The 21,956-nt window shown below is 63.4% G+C and carries 21 protein-coding genes; 5 read left to right on the top strand and 16 right to left on the bottom strand.

The features are described 5' to 3' along the window. The first annotated feature begins 416 nt into the window (after positions 1–416). Positions 417–920 (top strand): HNH endonuclease signature motif containing protein, encoded by a 504-nt coding sequence (locus E3T41_RS11705; RefSeq protein ID WP_134478819.1) that lies wholly within the window; start codon positions 417–419, stop codon positions 918–920. A gap of 187 nt (positions 921–1,107) precedes the next feature. On the opposite strand, the gene E3T41_RS11700 is transcribed toward E3T41_RS11705, so the two are convergent. The 12 genes from E3T41_RS11700 to E3T41_RS11640 all read right to left on the bottom strand — a co-directional run bounded on the left by E3T41_RS11700 (position 1,108) and on the right by E3T41_RS11640 (position 12,779). Further along, on the bottom strand, positions 1,108–1,767 hold the full coding sequence (locus E3T41_RS11700; protein WP_134478741.1) for a hypothetical protein: 660 nt from the start codon (positions 1,765–1,767) through the stop codon (positions 1,108–1,110). Between the two features lie 44 nt (positions 1,768–1,811). Next, the gene (locus E3T41_RS11695) at positions 1,812–2,471 is read right to left on the bottom strand and encodes a hypothetical protein (protein WP_092452937.1); all 660 of its coding nucleotides are present in this window, start codon (positions 2,469–2,471) and stop codon (positions 1,812–1,814) included. Continuing rightward, complete coding sequence (pilM, locus tag E3T41_RS11690) at positions 2,468–3,520, bottom strand: type IV pilus assembly protein PilM (RefSeq protein ID WP_134478739.1); 1,053 nt, start codon at positions 3,518–3,520, stop codon at positions 2,468–2,470. Before pilM ends, E3T41_RS11695 begins: the two co-directional genes overlap by 4 nt. Positions 3,521–3,577: 57 nt before the next feature. Then, complete coding sequence (locus E3T41_RS11685; protein ID WP_134478737.1) at positions 3,578–4,411, bottom strand: A24 family peptidase; 834 nt, start codon at positions 4,409–4,411, stop codon at positions 3,578–3,580. Continuing rightward, complete coding sequence (locus E3T41_RS11680; protein WP_092452945.1) at positions 4,408–5,721, bottom strand: hypothetical protein; 1,314 nt, start codon at positions 5,719–5,721, stop codon at positions 4,408–4,410. Before E3T41_RS11680 ends, E3T41_RS11685 begins: the two co-directional genes overlap by 4 nt. After that, positions 5,706–6,269, bottom strand: coding sequence for a type II secretion system protein J (locus E3T41_RS11675; protein WP_134478735.1), 564 nt, complete (start codon positions 6,267–6,269; stop codon positions 5,706–5,708). The genes E3T41_RS11680 and E3T41_RS11675 overlap by 16 nt, the downstream gene beginning before the upstream one ends. Further along, on the bottom strand, positions 6,266–6,667 hold the full coding sequence (locus E3T41_RS11670; RefSeq protein ID WP_092452951.1) for a prepilin-type N-terminal cleavage/methylation domain-containing protein: 402 nt from the start codon (positions 6,665–6,667) through the stop codon (positions 6,266–6,268). The genes E3T41_RS11675 and E3T41_RS11670 overlap by 4 nt, the downstream gene beginning before the upstream one ends. Before the next feature lie 72 nt (positions 6,668–6,739). After that, positions 6,740–7,174 carry a type II secretion system protein gene (locus E3T41_RS18135; RefSeq protein ID WP_092452954.1) on the bottom strand — a complete coding sequence of 145 codons (435 nt, stop codon included), beginning with the start codon at positions 7,172–7,174 and terminating at the stop codon, positions 6,740–6,742. Between the two features lie 140 nt (positions 7,175–7,314). Continuing rightward, positions 7,315–8,544, bottom strand: coding sequence for a type II secretion system F family protein (locus E3T41_RS11660; RefSeq protein WP_166791548.1), 1,230 nt, complete (start codon positions 8,542–8,544; stop codon positions 7,315–7,317). Next, positions 8,544–9,845: a type IV pilus twitching motility protein PilT gene (locus tag E3T41_RS11655; protein ID WP_304996169.1), complete on the bottom strand. Its 1,302-nt coding sequence runs from the start codon at positions 9,843–9,845 to the stop codon at positions 8,544–8,546. The genes E3T41_RS11660 and E3T41_RS11655 overlap by 1 nt, the downstream gene beginning before the upstream one ends. Positions 9,846–9,866: 21 nt before the next feature. Continuing rightward, the gene (locus E3T41_RS11650; protein WP_092453007.1) at positions 9,867–11,588 is read right to left on the bottom strand and encodes a GspE/PulE family protein; all 1,722 of its coding nucleotides are present in this window, start codon (positions 11,586–11,588) and stop codon (positions 9,867–9,869) included. Between the two features lie 684 nt (positions 11,589–12,272). Then, positions 12,273–12,779: an OsmC family protein gene (locus E3T41_RS11640; protein ID WP_092452960.1), complete on the bottom strand. Its 507-nt coding sequence runs from the start codon at positions 12,777–12,779 to the stop codon at positions 12,273–12,275. A 156-nt stretch (positions 12,780–12,935) separates the two neighbouring features. Between E3T41_RS11640 and E3T41_RS11635 the strand changes: the two genes are divergently transcribed. After that, the gene (locus tag E3T41_RS11635) at positions 12,936–14,243 is read left to right on the top strand and encodes an O-acetylhomoserine aminocarboxypropyltransferase/cysteine synthase family protein (protein WP_092452963.1); all 1,308 of its coding nucleotides are present in this window, start codon (positions 12,936–12,938) and stop codon (positions 14,241–14,243) included. Next, on the top strand, positions 14,243–14,812 hold the full coding sequence (locus tag E3T41_RS11630) for a CoA-binding protein (RefSeq protein WP_092452966.1): 570 nt from the start codon (positions 14,243–14,245) through the stop codon (positions 14,810–14,812). The genes E3T41_RS11635 and E3T41_RS11630 overlap by 1 nt, the downstream gene beginning before the upstream one ends. 88 nt (positions 14,813–14,900) lie before the next feature. Here E3T41_RS11630 and E3T41_RS11625 read toward each other — a convergent pair whose 3' ends face one another. Next, positions 14,901–16,274 carry an LLM class flavin-dependent oxidoreductase gene (locus tag E3T41_RS11625; RefSeq protein WP_092452969.1) on the bottom strand — a complete coding sequence of 458 codons (1,374 nt, stop codon included), beginning with the start codon at positions 16,272–16,274 and terminating at the stop codon, positions 14,901–14,903. Between the two features lie 137 nt (positions 16,275–16,411). On the opposite strand from E3T41_RS11625, the gene E3T41_RS11620 reads away from it, so the two are divergent. Then, on the top strand, positions 16,412–17,002 hold the full coding sequence (locus E3T41_RS11620) for a flavin reductase family protein (RefSeq protein ID WP_134478733.1): 591 nt from the start codon (positions 16,412–16,414) through the stop codon (positions 17,000–17,002). Between the two features lie 70 nt (positions 17,003–17,072). Beyond that, positions 17,073–19,130 carry an acetate--CoA ligase gene (gene acs / locus E3T41_RS11615; protein WP_134478731.1) on the top strand — a complete coding sequence of 686 codons (2,058 nt, stop codon included), beginning with the start codon at positions 17,073–17,075 and terminating at the stop codon, positions 19,128–19,130. Between the two features lie 446 nt (positions 19,131–19,576). Here the strand turns inward: acs and E3T41_RS11610 are convergent, their stop codons facing one another. The 3 genes from E3T41_RS11610 to E3T41_RS11600 form a co-directional block, all read right to left on the bottom strand. Further along, positions 19,577–20,236, bottom strand: a complete 660-nt coding sequence (locus E3T41_RS11610; protein ID WP_134478729.1) for a hypothetical protein — start codon at positions 20,234–20,236, stop codon at positions 19,577–19,579. Next, entirely contained in the window at positions 20,223–21,077 is an 855-nt protein-coding gene (locus E3T41_RS11605; RefSeq protein WP_092452981.1) for a PP2C family serine/threonine-protein phosphatase, read from the bottom strand. Before E3T41_RS11605 ends, E3T41_RS11610 begins: the two co-directional genes overlap by 14 nt. A gap of 2 nt (positions 21,078–21,079) precedes the next feature. Further along, positions 21,080–21,956 (bottom strand): FHA domain-containing protein (locus tag E3T41_RS11600; RefSeq protein WP_134478727.1); only part of this gene is annotated, 877 nt, incomplete at its 5' end.

The raw sequence follows: 21,956 nt of genomic DNA, 5'->3' as shown, positions 1-21,956 counted from the left end.
CCGAAATTCGTGTAGAAATTTACCTGAGCTTCTCTCGCTTTTGTGTTCGGTTTGGGCTACAATCATGGGAAGGAGGCAATGGCGCCCATGTTCATGGAAAACCCGAGCGAGGTCAGTGTGAACCCTGTGATTGTGGCGGTGGAGCAGGCGCGGGATGCGTTGTTGGCGGCGTTGGGTGGGGTGTCGTTCGGGCTGCTCGGTGATGACGAGTCCTTGAGCATGTTGCTTGCGTTGGAGGGTGTGGGCCGGGTTGTTGATGGCGCCCGGGTGCTGTCGACGACGGATGTGCTGCGTCGTTCCGAGTACCTTGATAAGTCCGTGGCGAAGACGGCAGCGGCGATGACCGCCGATCAGGCCGACAGCCAGCACGGCCGGCACGCAGGCCGCGCCGAGCAGGCTGGAGCAAGGGCGGCCAGGTGCTCAGTCCTTGCCCGCAGGAACCCGGCGACATCCGCTCGATTGGTGAGAAGCAGGACGGGATCCTCCGCGCGGTGTTCGAAGCGGCCGCTCGACAGCCGGGAACCCCGACGATGGGCGGCGCGGCACCGACGGTGCTGGTGCACATCCACATCGACGACCTCCTCGCCGGGCGCGGCGCCGGCTGGATCGACGGCATCAACGGCCCCCTCAGCGTCAAACAAGTCGACGAGCTCGTCTGCGCCGGCGGCTATCAGCCCGTGTTGTTCGGCCACCAGGGTCAGGTTGTGCACCTCGGCACCACCAACCGATTCTTCACCAACAGCCAACGCCGAGCATTAGCGGCCCGTGATGGTGGCTGTGTCATCCCCGGCTGCACCGTGCCACCCCACCTCACGCAGGCTCACCACGTTATTCCCTGGAATAAGGGCGGTCTGACAAATATCGACAACGCCGTTCTCATCTGCAACGCCGCGCATGCCAGCATCGAAACGTCCGGATAAAACATCGACATGCGACACGGACGCCCCTGGGTCCGCGGACCCCTCATCTTCGACCCCACCCAAACCTGGCGCCCCGCCGGTCAAAACCGCGCCGCCACCCCAGCCGAGAAACCCCACTGGGAAAAGTGAGCGCCACCGCGATGGGCGCGACGCCCCGGTCGCGGTGTCCACCAGTGCCTGGCAGGTGCTACTGGGCGAGAGCCAGGGCGCTGGGATCCAGAAGCACGTAGATCATCCCGGTGATAGCCAGCTCCGTGGTGTCTGTTCCCTGGGGGGCCTCGGTCACCAACGTGGAAATGGACACGGTTCGCTCGCCATGCTGCAGACCGGCAACGAAGTCAAAGAGATTACTCTGGGCTCCCTGAACCGACATAGTGATGGGAAGCGCGAGGTAGGCGCCGTCGCTAAACGAGTTCGCCGCGGCGTTGGCTGAGTCGGCAGAGTCCGCATCCGGCACTGGCATCCCTGGTGGCGGCACAGCGTCGTCACCAGCGTCACCAGCACCAGCACCAGCACCAGCCGACAGCGCGGCCCCCGCTACTTGTTCATATGCCACCGCGTCGCCGAGGGTCAACGACTCAAGGATCACATTGTTCTGATGAGCGATGACTTCGAGCTGCCCGACGAATGCCGGAATCGACGCGTCGGGCGGGACAGCCGTCTGCAGCGTGCCCAGATAGGTGCGGAATTCGGCGATGCCGTCAAAGTCGTGTTGCAAGCTCTCGAGGGCGATCTCATACTCGGCGTTCTGCGCGTCCACGACCTCGCGGTGGGCGGTCAAGGCTCGCACCTCCTCGAGCTTCGGCGCAATCCCCAGGAGCCCGCCCAGAACTACGGCGGCGCTCACGGTAGACGCCATCACTGCACCGAATAGTCGATTTCGATTCATGATCAGTTTCCCCCGCCTACGCGATTCGCACGGGCATCCGCATTGATGTTGATTTCAATGTCCACGACGTAGGTACCCGATTCTGAGCGCGTGATCGAACCGAGGCTGGCATCAGCAAACCCGGGCAGCATCTTCAGATTCGTCAGCCATTGCGGTACGGCCGGCAATGATGGACTGGTCAGGCTGAGGGTGAGAGTGGCCACGCGGGGGTTGTGCAGGGCAACGGTGCTTTGGGCGTAGTCCTCCCACGGCGAGCCGGAGTCAATCGTCACCGCATCGATGGTGACCACGCTGGGCAAAATTACGCGCACTTCAGCCAGGTAGGCTCGCCAGTCGATTTCGGTTTTGGTTCCGACCGTTCGTGCGGCCGCCGTCAGGTCGATCTGTGCCTGAACACTCCGCACCTGCGAATACTTGGCAGATTCCAGAAGCAACTCGTTGGTGCGCGCCTCAGCGTGCGCGAGATCGGCTTGGGCAACCCCGGCTTGCACGGAGACCGCCCCGATCGATGCCGCCATGAAGAAGACGACTCCAGCGGATGCGGCCAGAATGATGCGGCGCAGCATTTTGCCCTTGCGTTTGGCCTTAAGTTCAAGGGGCAGCAGGTTGGCTCGAGGCTCGCCGCCGTAAACCAGCTCGCGCCGGTTGCTGCGGTGCTTCATGCTTTGCTCCCCAGGGCCAGCCCGAGAGCTGCAACGAAAGTGCACTCCGATTCTTGCAATGCGGCCCGATCCACATCGGGCCCCAATTCCAGACCTCCGAAGGGCTGAGCCGTCAGCACCGGAAAGCCGGTGACTTCGCGCAGAGCGGTTGGAAACCCACCGAGCCGAGCTCCACCGCCCATGAGCACGATGTGATCGATCGGCAGCTCCGGCCAATTGTTGGTGAAGTACTGCACCGTATTGCGCAGGCTTTCGAGCAATTCGGCCGTGACCTCGCGGATGACCGTGGCAGCGATCGCGTCGTGCGGTGCCACCACGTCCGTCAGACCGAGCTTCATTTTGAGCACTTCAGCTGCCTCCTCGTCAATACCGAGGCGCGCACGCAATGCCTTGGTCAGCTGGTTGCCGCCCGAGGGAATGACCCGCACAAACTGCGGTACACCTCCAGAGGAAATGAGCACACTCGATGAGCCACCACCAATATCGATCTGTGCGATCACACCGGGAGCCGTGACCCCGCGGTGAATGGCCCGGCTGCGCGCAAACGCCATAATGTCGACGTTGATGCTGCGCAGCCCAGCGAGTTTTGCGGCCTTGATGTGGGCCTGCACGACGTCCTTCGTCGCGGCGATCAAGAGTCCGGAAACTTGCGGCTCTGACTCGCCTTCACCGTCGACCTCCTTGATGGGGTAGAAATCGAGCAGCGCTTCGGCCGTGGGGAACGACAGCAGGTCCTGCACCTGAAACGGCAGCGACTCACGAATGCGTCGCAGCGACATTTTCGGCACGGTCAGGTTTCGCACCACCATGCGGTGATAGCCCATTCCGAGCACGACGTCTTTGCTCGTGAACCCGCCGGTCGACCAGAGACGCTTGAGGGCAGCGCCGACGACGGCCGGTTCGAGTACCTCGCCGCGGCTGACCGCGCCGAACGGCAGTGGATGCTCATGGCACCGCAGCAACACGGGATTCTCCGTTTCGGCGTCGCGCACCTCGACGGCGCGCACGGCGGTGGTGCCGATATCGATTCCGACCACACGTGGCGTCATTGTTGTTCCCCCGGTGAAATGTGAGTGTGCAAGGTAAAGGTAGTGAGGCGCGAGCGTCTAGGTGAGTCCGTACAGAGTCAGGTAGCCGGCCGCCATCGACTGACCGAACACGGCGCCGAGCCAGGCGGCCAGGAGCATCCAGGGGCCAAACGGAATGCTGCTGCGCCGCCCGGCCTTGCGGGATACCAGCAGCCCGATTCCGAAGAGCCCCCCGAGCAGAAATGCCCCAAATGCGCCCACGATCAGCGGTGCCCAGCCGAGCCAGCCGAGATAGAGGCCGAGCACACCGGCGAGTTTCACGTCGCCGAGGCCCATGCCGCCTGGGCTGATCAGGGTCAGCGCAAGGTAGAGGCCGAACAGGGCGGCCGCACCGATCAGGGCGCTCAGCAGACGGCCCGGTTCTCCAGAGACGAGAGCGGCCGCGGTGAGCAGCACTGCGCCCACCGGATAGACCGGTAGCAGAATCTTGTTGGGCAGGGTGTGGGTATCGAGATCGATCATGGCGAGCGCGACGCTCACCGCAGCGAGGTACAGAAACGCGACAAGCACGATGATCTGGGCGAGCAACGCGTCCGTCGAGACCAGTGCCCCACCGTCGCCGCTCGAAAACACCCAGAGTGCGACGACCGCGAAGAACACGCCGGTGCCCAGCTCCACCAGCGGGTAGCGCACCGAAAAGGCGGCCCCACAGTGCCGGCATTTGCCCCGCAGCAGCAGCCACGACAGCACGGGAATGTTGTCATACGAGCGGATGCGCGCGCCGCAACTACCGCAGGCACTCGGCGGGGACACTATGGACTTGCCTGCCGGAATCCGATAGATAACGACGTTCAGGAAGGAACCAATGAGCAGGCCGAATATGCCGGCGAACACCGCTAGTAGTGCCGTCATTTGTCGCCGTTCGTTCGATCGCGGCTGGAAAGCAGAGTCCATCGGGAATCGTCTGGGTCAGAACCAGCGGGCATCGCGCCGTAGAGATCCGTGCCCGGGATGCTCATCGGGACAAAGTCAACATTGCTGGTATTGTTCACCACAAAACTTTCGGAATAGATTTGTCCTCGCCACTGGGTCCGGTTGAAGACGACGGCGCATGGCGTATACAGCATCGCCGAAATCTCGGTATCGAATTGTACGGAGCCGTTGACGGTGAAGTTGGAACTGCATTTGTTCGCTCCGAGCGCCTCAACTCCCGGTGCGATGAACCATATCTTGTGGTCGTTTCCGTCACTCGCGACCACTGAGAAATCATTGACGACCACCTCGTGGAAAAGAAAAGCAATGTCAGATTTCACATTCATTTCAATGCTGCCAAAGTCAAAGGTGTCACACTGGCGAACATCGACGATAGTCGGCTTCGTGAGGTTGCGAAGGTCCTCATAGAATTGGTGGAGCGAATCACCCGAATTGTCCTGCACCCATGATCCGAGCTGGCACTTCTTACTGCCCGGCGCGACAAGCTCATTGCTGTCGGTCGAGAAGGGAACAAAACCCTCCTTCTCGAAGTCACTCCAGTCGTAAGCAAACGTCACCCAACTGGCAATGTCGACGGTGCCGTTGGCGTATACGTCCCCTGCCACGGAACACGAGTTGTAGAGACTAACGGCCCCGTTCACGATGAGATTTCCGGCTATCGTGCCGCTGGACGTGCAGGTGTAGTCGCCGGTGGCAACGACGACATCTACCGGTGACCCCAAACTATCCTTGGTACTGAATTGATTGACCACGGCGCTTCCATACGAATAGACGACGGGGCCGGGGCTGACCGTGCCGGATATGGTGAATATACTTTCGACGACTCTCGTGGTCTTGAGTCCGGCTGAGTCGGCGCCGGCATGACCGGTGGAGACGATCTGTACTTCCGTTTCGTCCGCAGCTCCCGTCGGACATTTTTGGACCCACCCAGTGGCATGGGTCCAAACCGTTGAGGTGTAGGCCGGAAGCGTGCCGTCGGGGCTCTGAAATAAACCGTCGGTCGGGCAGGACGAGGGGGTGCGCTGTAATTCGGCGAGGGCGGCATCGATGCCGGCCTCGGCGGCGGCCTGGGCCTGCACTCCGGCGCGGATTGAAGTCGTGACGGTTAGAGCTTGCAGGGATGACGACGTTACGGTGAGCGTGATGACCAGGAGGACCGCCATCACACCGACGACGGCTATGAGGGCACTTCCGCGTTCGCCACTGTGCCGACTCAGTCTGCGAAACATGTTTTCTCGATACTGCTCGGCGCTCGTTGTGTGACGGTCGTGTGCACGACGACCGGCATGGTTCCTCCGACCGTGAACGACAGTTTGACCTGGCCCTGGACGACCACGGAAAACACGGGCTCCGTGAGATTGACCGCGCTAATTCCCTGGCCTTGCACGGTCCAATCTTTCAGCCCTTCAGGCGCGGGCGCAGTCACTCGTTCGTCCCCCGTGTTGACCGTGTACAAGACGCCGGAATCGAAATACCAGGCTCGGCAGGACAGGTCGGATGTGTCGTCCATTCCGGCGGTCCTGACCACGAGCAGATTGCCGCTCACTGCGACTTCGGTGGCGTTTCGCACATCTCGCTTGATCGACTCGGCGATCAGCTGCGCGGTGTTGGCGCCATCCGAGGAAGAGACCACGTCTCGCTGGGCTCGCACCGCGTTGAGCAGAAAGCCACCCACGAGGGAGAGGATCAACACCGAGAGGCTGATGTAGATGACCAACTCGACCAGGGTGAAACCGGTCTCGCGGCGGCGAGGGCCCACCGGAATGATGTCGGTCATCCGTTCACCAAGATGAGCGTGACCGCTTGGGCCAGAAATTTGTCTGCCCCCGTAATCTGGACCTTGCTCGTGTATGACAACGTCGTCGGCACGCCCGCTCCGCACCCTTCAACGCCAGCCCACACACCGGTCACCGTGAACTCGCCCTCTACTCTGGAGTCCGCGGCGGGACGGGGATCACACGTCACGGTTGACTGTCGAGCACGGTCGAGATCGGCACTCAACAGCTGAGTCGCGGTCGCGATCAACGCGTTGGTGCGGGCCAGCTGCTGGGACTGCACGAGGACGGACAGAAACGCCATGGCCATGATGCTCAGCAGAAACATCGAGACGATGACTTCGACGATTCCGAAGCCAGCGTTCCTCGTTTCGGGGTCAGCGGGAAGAGTCGCGCTCATCTCGTCGTACTCTCTCCTTGTGGCTTAGTAGCTCAATGCTCCTCGGCGGGTTTGCGCAATCAATCAGCCCGGCTAGGGCTCTGTCGTCGACGCCGACGTGGACTCGGAGATGTACTGCGTATGCGTACCTGTTGTGGCGTCCGCTGGCTTCCATTGCCCCGTTAGAACAAAAGTATTTTCGTTGGGCGAAACACCGGCGACGCCTGTAATGAGGATGTCGTCGCTCGTAGAGTACGAGTCCAAACCTGTGGAGAGTTTGCCGACGGCATCCGAAACCGATGTCCCCTTCGTTACCTCGACAGCAATCGCGGTCTTCGCCTGGGTCAGCTGGGTCGCGACGGCGGAATCCTTGGCCTTATCTTGCTGGTTCAAATAAATCGGAACAGCGATGGCAGATAGAACGCCGAGAATCACCACGACAATTAGAAGCTCGATGAGCGTGAAGCCCTTGTCGCTGCGACCGAGGGTCATGCGTTTATTGCCTAGGACGGACATGATGCGGTTCATGGTGGTTCCTTTAGGTGGCGTTTCTGGGAGCAGAACGGTGCGGCTACTCATACTTCAACCTAGGTTCTACCCCCGGTGAAATAAATGGGTTTTTGGGGTTTACCCACCCCCAGATATAGTGCAGCCCCAACTGGGGTGGACTATCCGACATAGTCGAATACGTTGAACATCGGCAGGTAAAGAGCGACAACCATCCCTCCGACGATGATGCCGATCACGGCGATCATCAGGGGTTCGATCAGGGCGGTGAGCTGCTGGGTCGTCGACTGCACTTCCTGATCGTAGAACTCAGCAATCTTGCGCAGCATCTGCTCGAGCGCGCCGGCATCCTCTCCCACCGCGATCATCTGCGTAACCATTGCCGGGAAGACCGGTTCGAGGGCGAGTGGGCCGGCAATCGACCGGCCTCGACTCACCGATTCCTGCACTTTGTGCAACGCTTCTTCGATGACCCAGTTTCCTGAGGTCTCCCCTACAATCTTCAGGGAACCCAGAATGGGCACGCCAGCGCCGATCATGGTGGCGAAGTTGCGACTGAACCGAGCTATCGCGAGCTTAGCGAGCACAGGGCCGACTACGGGCAGTTTGAGCTTGAGTGGATCGGCCACGCGTCGCACGCGCTCGGTGTGCCGATTTTTGCCCCACCACAGCCATGCCAACACCGCTCCTACGATCAGTATCGGGGCGACCCAGAGCATGATGTTGGAAAGGTGCACGAGCACCTGGGTCGCGATCGGCAGCTGACCACCGAGCTGTTGAAACATGTCCTCAAACACGGGCACGATGAAAATGAGCATGCCAATGATGGCGAGCACCGCCATGATCATCACGATCACCGGGTAGGCCAGGGCCGACTTGATCGTGTCACGCAGGCGCACCTCGGTTTCGAAGTTGTCGGCGATGGAGCCCAGCGAATCCTCGAGAAAACCGCCGATCTCGCCGGCGCGAACGAGGTTGATCATGATCGGCGGAAAGACCTCGTCGTGCTTGTCAAAAGCGTGCGACAGGGACATGCCCGTTTCGACGTCGCTGCGAATGACCGAGATCACCTGCGCGAGCCGACGATTCTGGGTCTGCTCCGAGAGAATGATCAGCGTACGCAGCAGCGACAGACCGGCTGCGGTCATGGTCGCCATCTGGCGACTCATCACGGCCAGATCGGCGAGCGCGACCGGCTTGGTATACCCGGGCAAGTGCAGATCCATATTGAGGCCACGAATCGGGCGGGCTGGAACGATCGAGATCGGCGACAGCCCCATGGTGCGCAGCTGCTGCAGCGCAGCACGCTCCGACCCGGCGTCCATGCGCCCCCTAACGACCTTGTCGTCGTCGTCCCGACCCGAATAGGCGAAGGAGAGTTCAGCGGCCATTAGCGCCTCCTCGATGTGAACGAGTCGTTGAAGTCGATCTCGGCCAGGCTCAGGTCGCCGAGCGCGGGATCGCTTGGATCAATCTTGTGCACGAGTTGCTTGAGCACCTCGATGTCCTGGGCCTTTTCCTCCGCCGCCTGCCGCGTGATCAGGCGGGCGTCGACGAGCTCGGCGAGGTGCTGATCCATGGTGTGCATGCCGGTGGCGCGGCCCGATTGCAGCGCAGATCCGATCTGATGGGTCTTGCCTTCCCGGATGAGGTTGGCGATGGCTGGCGTTGAAACCAGAATCTCGGTGGCCACCACCCGTCCACCCCCGACCTTGCGCACGAGCGTCTGACAAAGCACTCCGCGCAGGGTCGCGGCGAGCTGCGCCCGCACCTGGGCCTGCTGGTGGGCGGGAAAAACGTCGATCATGCGGTCGATGGTTTGGGCGGCATCCTGCGTGTGCAGGGTCGAGAAGACCAGGTGGCCCGTTTCGGCGGCGGTCAGCGCGACCGAGATGGTCTCGAGGTCGCGCAGCTCGCCGATCAGAATGACGTCGGGGTCCTGCCGCAGCACGTGTTTGAGCGCCGCGGCGAAACTGTGCGTGTCCTGCCCGACTTCGCGCTGGCTGATCACACACTTCTTGGACTCGTGCACGAACTCGATCGGGTCTTCCACCGTGACGATGTGGTCGGTGCGGGTGCTGTTGACAAGGTCGACGATGGCCGCGAGCGTGGTCGTCTTGCCCGAACCGGTCGGACCGGTGACCAGCACCAGGCCTCGCGGCAAATGCGCAAACCGCGAAACGGATGCCGGCACGCCCAGTTCACTCAGCGACCTGATCGCATTCGGAATCAACCGAAATGCGCCGCTGACCGAGCCGCGCTGCTGGTAGAAATTGACGCGGAACCGAGTCGACTCGATCGTGTACGCGAAGTCGAGTTCGAGTTCGCGCGCGAATTCCTCCCGCTGCTCGGGCGAGAGGATGCTGCCGAGGGCCGCCGCGACCTTGCCCGGCGACCAGCGCGCCCAGCCGACGATGGGCCGCAGGGCACCGTCAATGCGCACGCTCGGAGGTGCACCGCCGGCCACGTGCAGGTCTGATCCGCCAGCATGAGCGACCAGGCGCAGGGCGACGAGCAGGTCGGGGTCGATATCAGTGGCCGGTGGCTCATCTGTGACTAGGTCGGTTGCCGGTGGTTCGCCGGGCTCGCGCTCGCTGGACAGGGCGCGCATCGCGTGCAGAATGCGAGCCGTTGGGGTGGGATCTGCGGTGCTGTCGTCGGTGGGCATCCGGTCGTAATCGGGTCGGCTCATGACAACTGCCCTCCCGCTGCTCTAGGAGACAACGCGGAGTACCTCATCCACCGAGGTCAAGCCGAGGGCGACCTTGGCCCAGCCGTCTTCACGCATGGTGATCATGCCCTGCTTGCGCGCGGCGGCCCCGATCTGGGCGCTCGAAGCGTGCGCGACGGTGAGGCGCTCGATCTCCTCGGACACCGTCATGACCTCGTGAATGCCGAGGCGACCGCGGTATCCCGTCTGCGAGCAGCTTGAGCATCCGGCCGACTTGTAGATCACGGTGCCGGTGGTGGTGGGGTCGATGGCCGGACCGATCTCGGGCCGGATCGTTGAGCGGTTCGAGACGTAACCCACGGTGGGGTTGACCACGAATCCCAGATAGGCGAGGTCGGTGCGGTGGTCTGGCACCTTGCAGCGGTCGCAGAGCCGACGGGCGAGTCGCTGGGCCACCACACAGTCCAGGGCCGATCCCACGAGAAACGGTTCGACTCCCATTTCGATCAGGCGGGTCATGGCACTTGGCGCATCGTTGGTGTGCAGCGTCGACAGCACGAGGTGACCGGTGAGCGAGGCCTCGATCGCGATTTTCGCGGTCTCCTGGTCGCGAATCTCACCGAGCAGCACCACGTCGGGGTCTGAGCGCAGAATCGAACGCAGGGCGACGGCGAAGGTGAGGCCGGCCTTGCGGTTCACCTGCACCTGATTCACCCCGGGCATGCGGTATTCCACCGGGTCCTCGACCGTGATGACGTTGATTTCGGGCCGGGAGATGGCGTGCAGCGTCGTGTAGAGCGTGGTCGACTTGCCCGACCCGGTGGGGCCGGTGACCAGGATCATGCCGTACGGCTTGGTATACGCCATTTCGAACTCGTTGAAGTTGTCGGTGAGCAGATTGAGGCCGCTCATCTTCATCGATGAGGTGGCGTTGTCGAGAATACGCAGCACCACCTTTTCACCCCAGACCGTGGGCAGAATGGCGACGCGCAGATCGACGGTGCGGCCGTTGTGGTGCACCGACATGCGACCGTCCTGCGGTTTGCGCCGCTCGGCGATGTCGAGGTCGCTCATGATCTTGATGCGCGAGGTGACGCCGCCGGCGATAGTCGATGGCGCATTCTGCATATCGTGCAGCACGCCGTCGATGCGGTAGCGCACCCGCAGGCCGCCTTCGCCGGGTTCGATGTGAATATCGGAGGCCTTGTCCTGGATCGCCTGGCTGACCAGCAGGTTGACGAAGCGCACGATCGGCGCCGCGTCATCCGCTTCTGTATAAGTTGACGTCTCGTCGACATCGTCGCTCTCGGCCGTGAGGGTGGAGCTGAGGTCGATCAGTTCACTGTCGGCGCGGTGGTAGCGGGCGATGGCCGCCTGCAGGTCGGAGGGTTCAACGACGACCGGGGTGACCCGCATGCGGGCGGCTTCGCGCACGTCATCGACGGCGAATACGTCGCCGGGATTGACCATGGCCACCACGAGACGGCCGTCTTCGAAGGCGATGGGCAGCACGTTGGCGCGGCGGCAGACTGCGGCCGGCACCTTGGCCACGGCGAGCCGGTCGACGGGATAATCCAGCAACTCGACGAAGGGCAGATTCTTCTGCTCGGCGCGCGCCTGGGCGAATTGCACCTCGCTGATCGTGCCCGCGTCGACCATGCTGCGCACGGCGGCCTCATCGGCGCGGTCGCTCCGGCGCACGGTGTCGAGGTCCTCGATCGGAAGTAGGCCGTGCACGATCAGAATTTCGGTCAGGCTGGTCACGAACGCGCTCCCCCGGGATACCACGTGGGTACCGCCACCCGGCCAGTGAATGACGCACAAAACGGATGACGGCACAAAAGTAGAGCTTCAGGGTAGCCCGTGAGTAAAACAGCTGGACAGCCCCACTGTATGGGGCGCTCATTCGGGGGTGTTTCGGTCCGGTCTACGGCAGGGTGTCGGCGGTTAATGCGCCCTTGGCGGCTCGAGTGTTCGTGGGTCGGGCCGCGGTCGATGCGGCCGCATTGTCGCTGGGGATATCGCGGCGCCAGGTCTATGTGCTGATCAAACGCTATCGAACGAGGTCGGGGTTAGCGACGGATTTGGCTCCCGGGCGATCCTCTCATGGGAAAGGTACGTGGCGGCTGGACGCCGAAGTTGCAGACCTCGTCAGTGAGGTGGTGCGGAAGCAGTTCCTGATGAATCGGAGGTAGTCGCCGTCCTGTGCCCCAACGATTCGTCCGTCCGGAGCGAAGGTCGCTTCCATCCACCTGGGCTTCTTGTTCTTGAATCTCTGAATAACCTTGATCCGAAGACTTCTGACGAGGACCTTTGCCTCTGCTGAGTTTGGGTTCTCCAGATTCACGAACTGGGTCAGATTACGAATCACGTCATCGGCCAGGTGCTTGTTCGCGCTTGACAGCTGCTGTACTGCGTAGCCTCGATCCACCGATCGGTGGATCGAGGCTACGAGTGGACGCTGTGCGATACCGCTAATTTTGGCGGAACGGCCAGTGTCTGGAAGACGACGCAATAGCGTTCCGTCAAACGAATAAGGGTGGCGATCTGCTCCTCATCCGCATCGGATGTTAACTCGAACCGCATCCTGATGTCCTGAAATCCGACCGCCGTCTGCTTGTCGACGGCGAGCGTGCCGCGAAAATCGAGGTCTCCCTCGGCGTGCACCACACCGGTGACGTCGATGCCAAGCGAGGAAGCGACTGCGGCCAGAGTCACCCCCGCGCAGGCAACGAGTGCCTGGAGGAGCATATCGCCTGAGCACACGGAGAGACCGTCGCCTCCGGTGGCGGGGTGCAAACCAGCCTCCACCAGGGCCTGCCCGGTCTGCACCGAACAACTGATACCCGCGCCCAGTTCACCGTTGGCCCGAAGCGTCACCAGGGCGGCGTCGGGGTCATCGCGGTACTGCTGCTTCAGAGGAGCTTGCACCGTGCGCAGGTCACTGATAGTCACTGGTCATCATCTCCAAGTAGTTTCGAAGCGTGCGGTCGGCGACGCTTCCTCCCTTACAGTATCCGCCGGCAACTGGAGCTACCGCAGATTGCTCCCATTGTTACCGTGCATGTCCACACAAAGTTGCCGGGGAGCACGTTCCGGTAGCGTGAAGGAATGGCAAACCACGACCGCACAGACAGGGAGTGGGGTTTTCGCACCCGTTCCATCCACGCAGGAAATGTTCCAGATGCGGTGACCGGCGCCCGAGCCATTCCCATCTACCAGACCACGGCCTTCGTGTTCGATGACACCGCTGATGCTGCGGCCCGGTTCGCCCTACAAAAGTACGGCAATATTTACTCCCGCCTCGCCAACCCGACGGTCGCCGCATTCGAGGAGCGTGTGGCAAGCCTTGAGGGTGGGCTGGGCGCTGTCGCAACCTCGAGCGGCCTGTCGGCGCAGTACATTACCTTCGCTTCGCTCGTGGGTTCCGGCGACCACATCGTCGCATCTGCGAGCCTCTATGGCGGTTCCCTCACGCAGCTCGACATCACGCTGCGTCGGTTCGGAGTTGAGACCACTTTTGTGCCGGGCACGGATGCGGCCGACTATGCCGCAGCGATTACTGACAAGACCAGACTGATCTTCGCCGAGTCCATCTCCAACCCGTCCGGCGAGATCGCCGACCTCGAGGGTCTGGCCGACGTCGCCCACGCCGCGGGTATTCCGCTCATCATCGACTCGACCTTTGCCACCCCCTACCTGAACCGGCCAATGGAATGGGGAGCAGACGTGGTCATCCACTCGGCGACGAAATTTCTCGGCGGCCACGGGACCACTCTGGGTGGTGTCGTGGTGGAGTCCGGTCGGTTCGACTGGAACAGCGGCAAGTTCCCCCTGTTCGACATTCCAGTGCCGGCGTACGGCGACCTCAACTGGTCGGGCAACTTCGGCGAGTATGCCTTTCTCACCCGCCTGCGTGCCGAGCAGCTGCGGGATATCGGACCTGTCCTGGCCCCACACTCCGCGTTCCTCCTCGCCCAAGGCGTCGAAACCCTGGCCTTTCGGATGGAAGCGCACGTCGCCAATGCCAGGATCGTCGCGGAGTGGCTCGAAGCCGATCCCCGAATCGAATTCGTCAATTGGGCCGGGCTCCCCTCGCACACGCACTTTGACCGCGCCAAGAAATACCTGCCGAAGGGACCGAGCTCGATCTTCAGCTTCGGCGTCAGGGGCGGCAGGGATGCCGGGCGCACTTTCATCGAGTCAGTGACCCTGGCCAGCCACCTCGCCAACGTCGGCGACGCGAAGACACTGGTTATTCATCCGGCGTCCACCACTCACGCGCAGCTCACCGAGCAGCAGCTTGTTGACGCGAAGGTGTTGCCGGGCCTTGTACGCATTAGCGTGGGGATCGAAGATCCAGACGACATTATTTACGACCTCGACCAGGCGCTGAGCCTGGCAACCGGAGGCAAGTGATGAGCACGGAAGCAGTACCCTCCCCATTGGCCAACGGCCCCGCCTGCGAACTGCCGGTTAGCGTGTCCGGCGCGAACCGAGTGAAGTCCCCGCGAACCTGGATCGGTCCCAGCGCCAAGGAACGCCTCAAGATTCTGCAGAGTGCCACGTCGGTCGCCATCGTGGGCGCATCGCCCAACGCGGCGCGGGCAAGCTACTTCGTGGGAACCTACCTGCTGCAGTCCAGCAGCTACCGGGTGTATTTCGTCAACCCGAACGCCGACGAGATTCTCGGCCACAAGACCTACCCCACCCTTGCCGCACTGCCCGAGGTGCCCGACATCGTCGACGTGTTCCGCCGGGAAAGCGAAATCTCCTCGGTTGTCGATGACGCCGTCGCCATCGGCGCTCCGACCGTCTGGATGCAGCTTGGCATTTGGAACCAGGATGCGGCGACCTACGCGCAGAGCCAGGGTCTGACGGTAATCATGGACCGCTGCCTCAAGATTGAGCACGCCCGCTTCAACGGCGGCCTCTATCTCCTCGGCTTCAACACCGGCGTGATCTCGGCACGAAAGACGGCCCGCTGAGAGCCGACACTGCCCTCGTAATTTCACCGTGCGACGCCGCCCAGCGGCTCTCTGATCACTCGAGAGCCGCTAACCGACTGGCCGCGACCTAAGCGGATCGCACCCGGTAGTTCGCCCCCTTGTGCTCGTCGGGAAGACGGCCGCCCCGTCCGTGCAACTTGTTGCGCAGCGTGCCCTCGACGTACTCCTTCGGGTAGGCACCACGAGCCTGCAGCTCGGGGATCACATAGGTGACGACATCCTCAAACGTTCCGGGGGTGATGGCATAGGCCAGGTTAAAACCGTCCACATCCGTCTCCTCCACCCACTCCTGCAGGGTGTCGGCAATCTCCGAGCCTGAACCAACAATGAACGGGCCGAGGCCGCCGATAGCCGCCAGTCTGGCTATATCGCGTACCTTCCATTCGCTGCCGTCTGCATTCGCCTCCTGATAGTTGGCCACGACGGACTGAATCGCGTTGCTCTTGACATTACCGATGGGCTCGTCGAGGTCGTACTGCGAGAGGTCGATGCCCATCCAGCCGGACATGAAGACGAGCGCGCCCTCCTCGCTGGCATACGAGAGGTAGTCCTGGTACTTGTCCGTCGCCTTCTCCGACGTCTCGTCGGTGATGATCGTGAGGAGAGTGTAGATGCGCGCGGAATAGCGGCTGCGGCCTGCTTTTTCGAGGGCATCCCGAATTTTCGTGACGGTGGCCTTCAGCCCAGCCTTGGTCGATGACGCAACGAAGATCGCCTCTGCATTACCGGCAGCGAAGTCGATGCCGCGGGAGGATGCCCCCGCCTGGTAGATCACCGGTGTACGCTGCAGCGACGGCTCAGAGAGGTGGATACCCGGGACCGTGAAGTGCTTGCCGTGGTGGCCGATCTCGTGAACCTTGCTCGGGTCGGTGAACACCCCGGATTCGCGGTCGCGGATGACGGCGTCGTCCTCCCATGACCCTTCCCACAACTTGTACAACACCTCGAGGTACTCGTCCGCGTGGTCATACCGCGCGTCGTGCTCGAGCTGGTCTTCTTGACCCATGTTTCGTGCGGCGGATGGTAGGTATCCGGTGACCACGTTCCAGCCCACCCGCCCATTGGTCAGGTGGTCAAGGGTCGACATCCGTCGTGCAAACGGATACGGATGCTCGTACGCCGTACCAGCGGTCACCCCGAACCCCAGATGATCTGTCACTAATGCCATCGCCGAGATCAGCAGCACGGGGTCATTCACGGGAACCTGCGCACCATGCCGGATCGCGGCCTCATTCGAGCCGCCGTACACGTCGTAGGTGCCCAGAACGTCAGCGATGAAGATTCCGTCGAATCTTCCGCGCTCCAATAGTTTTGCGAGCTCGGTCCAGTAGTGCAGGTCTTTGTACCGCCAGGACTGGTCATCCGGGTGCCGCCACATTCCAGAGGACTGGTGGGCGACACAGTTCATGTCAAAGGCGTTGAATCGAATCTGTCTGGGCATCTGTCTATCGTGACTGTTGAGACCCGAACCGCGGCTTATGACGCAACATGGCGTCACATTACGACAGACATTCACGCTCAAAGCTCCCGACGGGGGACCCTTGATTCTGTCTTTGATTATTTTGTGAACGGAACCCGATGAGAACTCAAGAACAGGCCGCACTCGCCGGGCCGTGGCCGACCGACGGTGACCAGGGTGCGAAACATCTCGGTGGGCTGCATCCGGACGAGTTCAAGCTGGCGTTTCGCAATCACGCCGCCGGCGTCGCGGTGATCACCGCCGATGCCGGCGACGGCCCGGTCGGCCTGACCGCCACCTCGGTGTTCTCGGTGAGTGCCGAGCCACCGCTGCTGGTGTTCTCCCTCTCGGATCACGCCTCCAGCGCTCCGACCATCCGCCGCGCCGACACTGTCGTCGTGCATCTCCTCGGAGCTGAGCAATTGAACATTGCAAAGCTCTGCGCCACCAGCGGCGTCAACCGTTTCGCCGATACTGAAATTTGGGCCAGGCTCGCTACCGGTGAACCGTATTTCCCCAGCGCACACGCCTGGATTCGTGGGCGCATCATCAACCGGATGGCCGCGGGCAGTTCCACGATCATTGCCGTGCACGCACTCGAAGCCACGGTCGCCACCGATCAAGGCGGATCCGACCCGCTGGTCTACCACAACCGCACGTGGCACAGCCTCGACGAGCACTCGTCGCTGCGGAGCGTACCGGGAGCGTGAGGAGCGCCTACATTACGCCGCCTTACCGGCTCGTGTGCGCCCCCCTGCGCGGCGCGGTAGCGTCAAAGCGATGACCCTTCCCCTCGAGACCGCTGCAGCCAACGACAGCCTCTACTATCCGCCTGCTGGCCTCGTCGACTACGCCAACGTGGGCTCCGGCGCATGGCCCACCGCCGCGACTGACCCCGTCGCATTCTGGGAGCGGCAGGCCGACCGCCTCGACTGGGCGGAACGCTGGCACACCGCACACACGTGGGAGCCGGCCCTCGCCGACGCCAGCGGCGCGCTCGAATCGGACGGGCATCCGTTGCTTTCGATCCCCCGTGCCCAGTGGTTTCTCGGCGGTCGGTTGAACGTGGCAGTCAATTGCGTCGACCGCCACGTCGATGCCGGGCACGGCGATCGGGTCGCCATCAACTTCGAGGGAGAGCGCGGCGACCGTGAGGTGATCACCTATGCAGATCTCCAGCGAAGGGTTGCGCAGGCCGCGAACGCCCTCATCGCTTTGGGAATCGTGGCGGGCGACCGCGTGGTCGTCTACCTCCCGGTCATACCGGAGACCATTGTCATCACCCTCGCCGTTGCCCGGCTCGGCGCGGTGCATTCCCTGGTGTTCGGGGGCTTCTCGGCCGCGGCGCTGCGATTTCGCCTTGAGGACACCGGGGCCAAACTGCTCGTCACCTCCGACGGCCAGTTTCGCCGCGGGGCCGCCGTAGCGGTGAAAGAGCAGGCGGATGTCGCTGTTGCGGGCATCGACGCGGTCGAACACGTGCTCGTCGTGCGGCGCACCGGAGACCTGACACCCAACGTGCCCTGGACAGCCGGCCGGGATGTCTGGTGGCACGACGTCGTCGACACCGCCGAAAACACCCACGACGCCGAGTTCTTCGACGCCGAAACGCCCCTCTTCATTATCTACACCTCGGGCACCACGGGCACCCCCAAGGGGCTCGTGCACACGTCGGGAGGCTATCTCACCCAAGCGTCGTGGAGCCACTGGGCAATCTTCGATGCAAAAAACTCCGACGTGTACTGGTGCACGGCCGACCTCGCGTGGGTCACGGCCCACACCTACGTGCTCTACGGCCCGTTCTCCAACGGCGCGACCTCCGTCATTTACGAGGGAACCCCAAACATTCCGCACCCTGGGCGCCATTTCGAGATCATCGAACGCTATGCGGTGACAACCTATTACACCGCTCCGACCCTCGTGCGCACCCTCATGACCTGGTTCCCAGATGGCGTGCCCGCCACCTTTGACCTCTCCAGCATCCGCCTCCTCGGCTCGGTTGGCGAGGCGATAAATCCGCACGCCTGGCTGTGGTTTCGAGAGAATATCGGCGCCGGCACGGCCCCCATCGTCGACACCTGGTGGCAGTCCGAGACCGGAGCGGCAATCGTGGCCCCGCTACCCGGGGTCACGGCCCTGAAGCCGGGGTCAGCTACCCACGCGCTGCCGGGACTCACCGTGCGTGTGGTCGACGATCAGGGCACGGATACCGAGCCCGGGTCGAGCGGATCCCTCGTGGTCGACGGCACGTGGCCGGCTATGGCCCGCACTGTGTGGGGCAACCCCGAACGGTACCGCGACGCGTATTGGAAGAAGTACGCCGCGCAAGGCTACTTTCTTGCCGGCGACAGCGCGAAGATCGACGCCGACGGCTACCTGTGGCTGCTCGGACGCATCGACGACGTCATCAACGTCTCCGGACACCGGCTGTCGACCATCGAGATCGAGTCGGCACTGGTCGCGCATCCCGCCGTCGGCGAGGCCGGGGTTGTTGGCATTCATCACGAGACCACCGGGCAGGCCATCGCCGCCTTCGTGATCCCCGCTCGGTCGCCCTCCGCTGCGGAGGCCGCCGATCCCCGGTTCTGGCGTGCCCTCGAAGCGGAACTCTCGCCGGCGCTCCGCTCCCAGGTCACCGTTCAGGTCGGAGCGATCGCTAAGCCGAGGGAGATCGTGGTGGTACCCGACCTGCCGAAGACTCGATCGGGCAAGATCATGCGTCGCCTGCTCGGCGATCTCATGGACGGACGCGAACTGGGCGATACAACGTCGCTGCAGGATGACACGGTGCCGCTCCAGATCAGACAGATCCTAGACGCCAGGCGCTCACCGGGCTAACCGCGTCAACACCCGATATAGCGTCAACGGTGCGCTCAGCAACGTGCCTTTTCAGCGCGGGAAATATGCGCAGGAATCGATTGGTCAGGAACGGCACCAGCGCGGGATTTCTGTGCCGACTAGTTGCGATGAGGTAGCCACTGATGGCAAAAATATGTAGCGACCACGACTATGAATCGGGATCCCGAGGACTCGGGGTGCTGCAGCGATGCCGGTCAACGTGCACGAGTGGCCCACAATCACAGCCAGAGCGGAGACGAGACGAGACGCAACCAGATTATTCGTCGGCCTGATGATCGCTCCCCACAATTCGCCCAAGAGGCGACGGTGCCTCTGAACGAAGTATTGCAGTGAGAATGCGCTACCCGTAAGTAGACGAACTCACGACGCGAACCGGCAACGGTCTTCTGCAAGTTCACCTTGCAGGGCTGGGGGCCAGCTGAAGTTCACCAGGTGGCGAGGGCGAAGACGGTGAACGCGACGGCCGCGACCAGAGCGAGCAGGGTGCTCGCAATTATCACGACCAGAGTGATCTGACGTCGACGACGGATGCCCGCCGCGGCTCGCTGACGGATCTCGGCCGCCGCCTCGGCGAGGGCGATCCGGGCCGGATCGAGCGCGATCGGCTGCGACCCAGGTGTGGGTTGGGCTGGCGCGACGATGATTGGGACCGGTCGGGCCTGGTAGCGCACGCTCGAGCCGCTCTGCACCTGCGGCGGCTGGTAGCGACGCTGCAGATCGTCAACGACCGGGATGTGCGCCGGCGGGGTCGCCCGTCGGCTGCTCAGGAGAGTGTCGCTCGCCGCGCTGCCGCGGGGCGAGCGCACGGTTGCTTCGCCGTCGTCTTCGGGGTCGGCGGCGAGGTCGACGAGCGGATCGACCGCTGGGTCCACAGCTGGGTCCACAGCCTCGGGTCGGGCGTGGCGGGCGCGTGCCACGATGCGGGTGCGTTCGTCTGTGGCTCGCTGCACGATGACAGTGTCGTCGTTGTCCGTGCGCTGCACGATCACGGTGTCGTGGTTGTCCGTGCGCTGCACGATTACCGTGTCGTCGTCATCGTCACCGATGTCGGTGTCAGCCCCATCGCGTGGATCAGCGGGCGGCATTGCGGGCCACTCGTTGAACCGGGCGGGTGTCATCGGTTTGAGTGTCGATGGTCTCGGCGTGGTCTTCCTCGATCGCGACACCGTGCCAGGAGCTGACCCCGCCGGCGACGACGTCGATGACGATCACCGAGACGTTGTCGCGCCCGCCGTGCTCGAGAGCGCCGGCGAGCAGCAGGTCCGCGGTCTGCTGGGTGCTGCCGCCGAGCGTGAGCCCGGCCTTGATGCTCTCCTCGGAGAGCTCGCCGTGGAGTCCGTCGGAGCAGACCAGCAGCCGTTCGCCGGTCACCACCGGGCGCAGCCAGTAGTCGGTCGGGCTGTTGTCGGCGCCCATGGCCCGGGTGATCACATTCTTGCGGGCGAAGGTGGCGACATCCGCTTGCAGCAGTGTCCCCTCTTCGATGAGTTCCTGCGCGAGGGAATGGTCGACGGTGAGCTGGCTGAGTTCGCCGCCGTACAACCGGTAGACCCGGGAGTCGCCGACGTTCACGATGAGCCATTGCGGGGCATCGTCGTGGTCGATCAGGACGAGGCCGGTGAGGGTGCTGCCGGCGCCGCGCCCGGTCGCGTCCGACACCGCGCGCACCGCCGCGTGGGCGCGCTCAACGGCTGCTCCGACGTCCTCGGCCAGCAGCCCGGGGTGCGCGACGCAGCTCTGGAATTCGTCGATGACGGCGGAACTAGCCCGATGGCCGGCTTCGAGGCCGCCCATGCCGTCGGCGACGATGAACACCGGGGATGCGGCCAGCAGCGAGTCTTCGTTCTGCTGACGCTTGCGACCGACATCGGAGCGAAAGCCGCACTGCAGTGAGACCTGGGCACTGGTTGGCTGGAGGTGGGTCATCTTCAGGCCTCCAGGTAGATGCGGGCCGCGAGCTCCCCCAGCAAAAACCGCTCGGTCAGCGACGCGCTCGCGCCCGCATCGAGCTCGCTCTCGTCGCCGGCGCCATCGATGAGCACGATGCCGTTGGTCGACTGCAGGTCGCGAATGCCCCAGGCCCCGTCAACGAAATCGAGGCGGGCGTGGGTCTTCGACACGGTCTTGCCGGGGTCCTGCAGCAAAACCAATTGCGCATCCGGATGTGCGCTGCCACGCGCAGGGTTGCGTCCGAGCAGCACGACCGGTTTGGTGAGCGAGACTTTCAGGCCGTGCTCGGTTTCCAGCGTCCATGGTTTCATGCGGCGCACGGCGATCATGGTCTCGTCGAAGTCGTCGTCCTCCGCGAGCTCGGTCTCGGTCTCGGTCTCGGTCTCGGTCTCGGTGCGGTCAGTGGCGCTCGCGGCCGGGCTTGGGGCCGGGATTGAGGCCAGCGGAGCTACTGGTGCAGGGACGACCGGTATGGGCACGACCGGTGCCGGCCCGGCCCACGCGTTCGTCGTGGCGACCGCGTGGGCCGGCGGGGCGGCGAGGGGTGGGGCATCCGTTTCGGCCGGTTGCGCGGGCGCGGCGGGGGCGACCGGCGGCGCAACGAGTGGTGCAGATGCTGGTGCAGACGCTGCTGGAGGTGCAGCAAATGATGCAAGCGCGGCCGGCGGAGCCAGCGGGGCAGGCGGGGCCGTGACGGCCGGGGGCTCGGCCGGAGACTCGGCCGGGGGCGTCGGCGGCGACCTCACGTAGAACGGTGGCGGCCCAGTGGGCAGGCCACGCACGACCGGAGGCGGGGGCGTGGGCAGCGCGGCCGACAGCGGCAGCGACACAGGCGCGGGCGGCATCGGTGCAGCG

Source organism: Cryobacterium sp. Hh38, from assembly GCF_004403235.1.
Lineage (GTDB): Bacteria > Actinomycetota > Actinomycetes > Actinomycetales > Microbacteriaceae > Cryobacterium > Cryobacterium levicorallinum.
The sequence above is the reverse complement of the archived record's forward strand: the minus strand, read 5'-3'. Positions and strand labels throughout refer to the sequence as shown.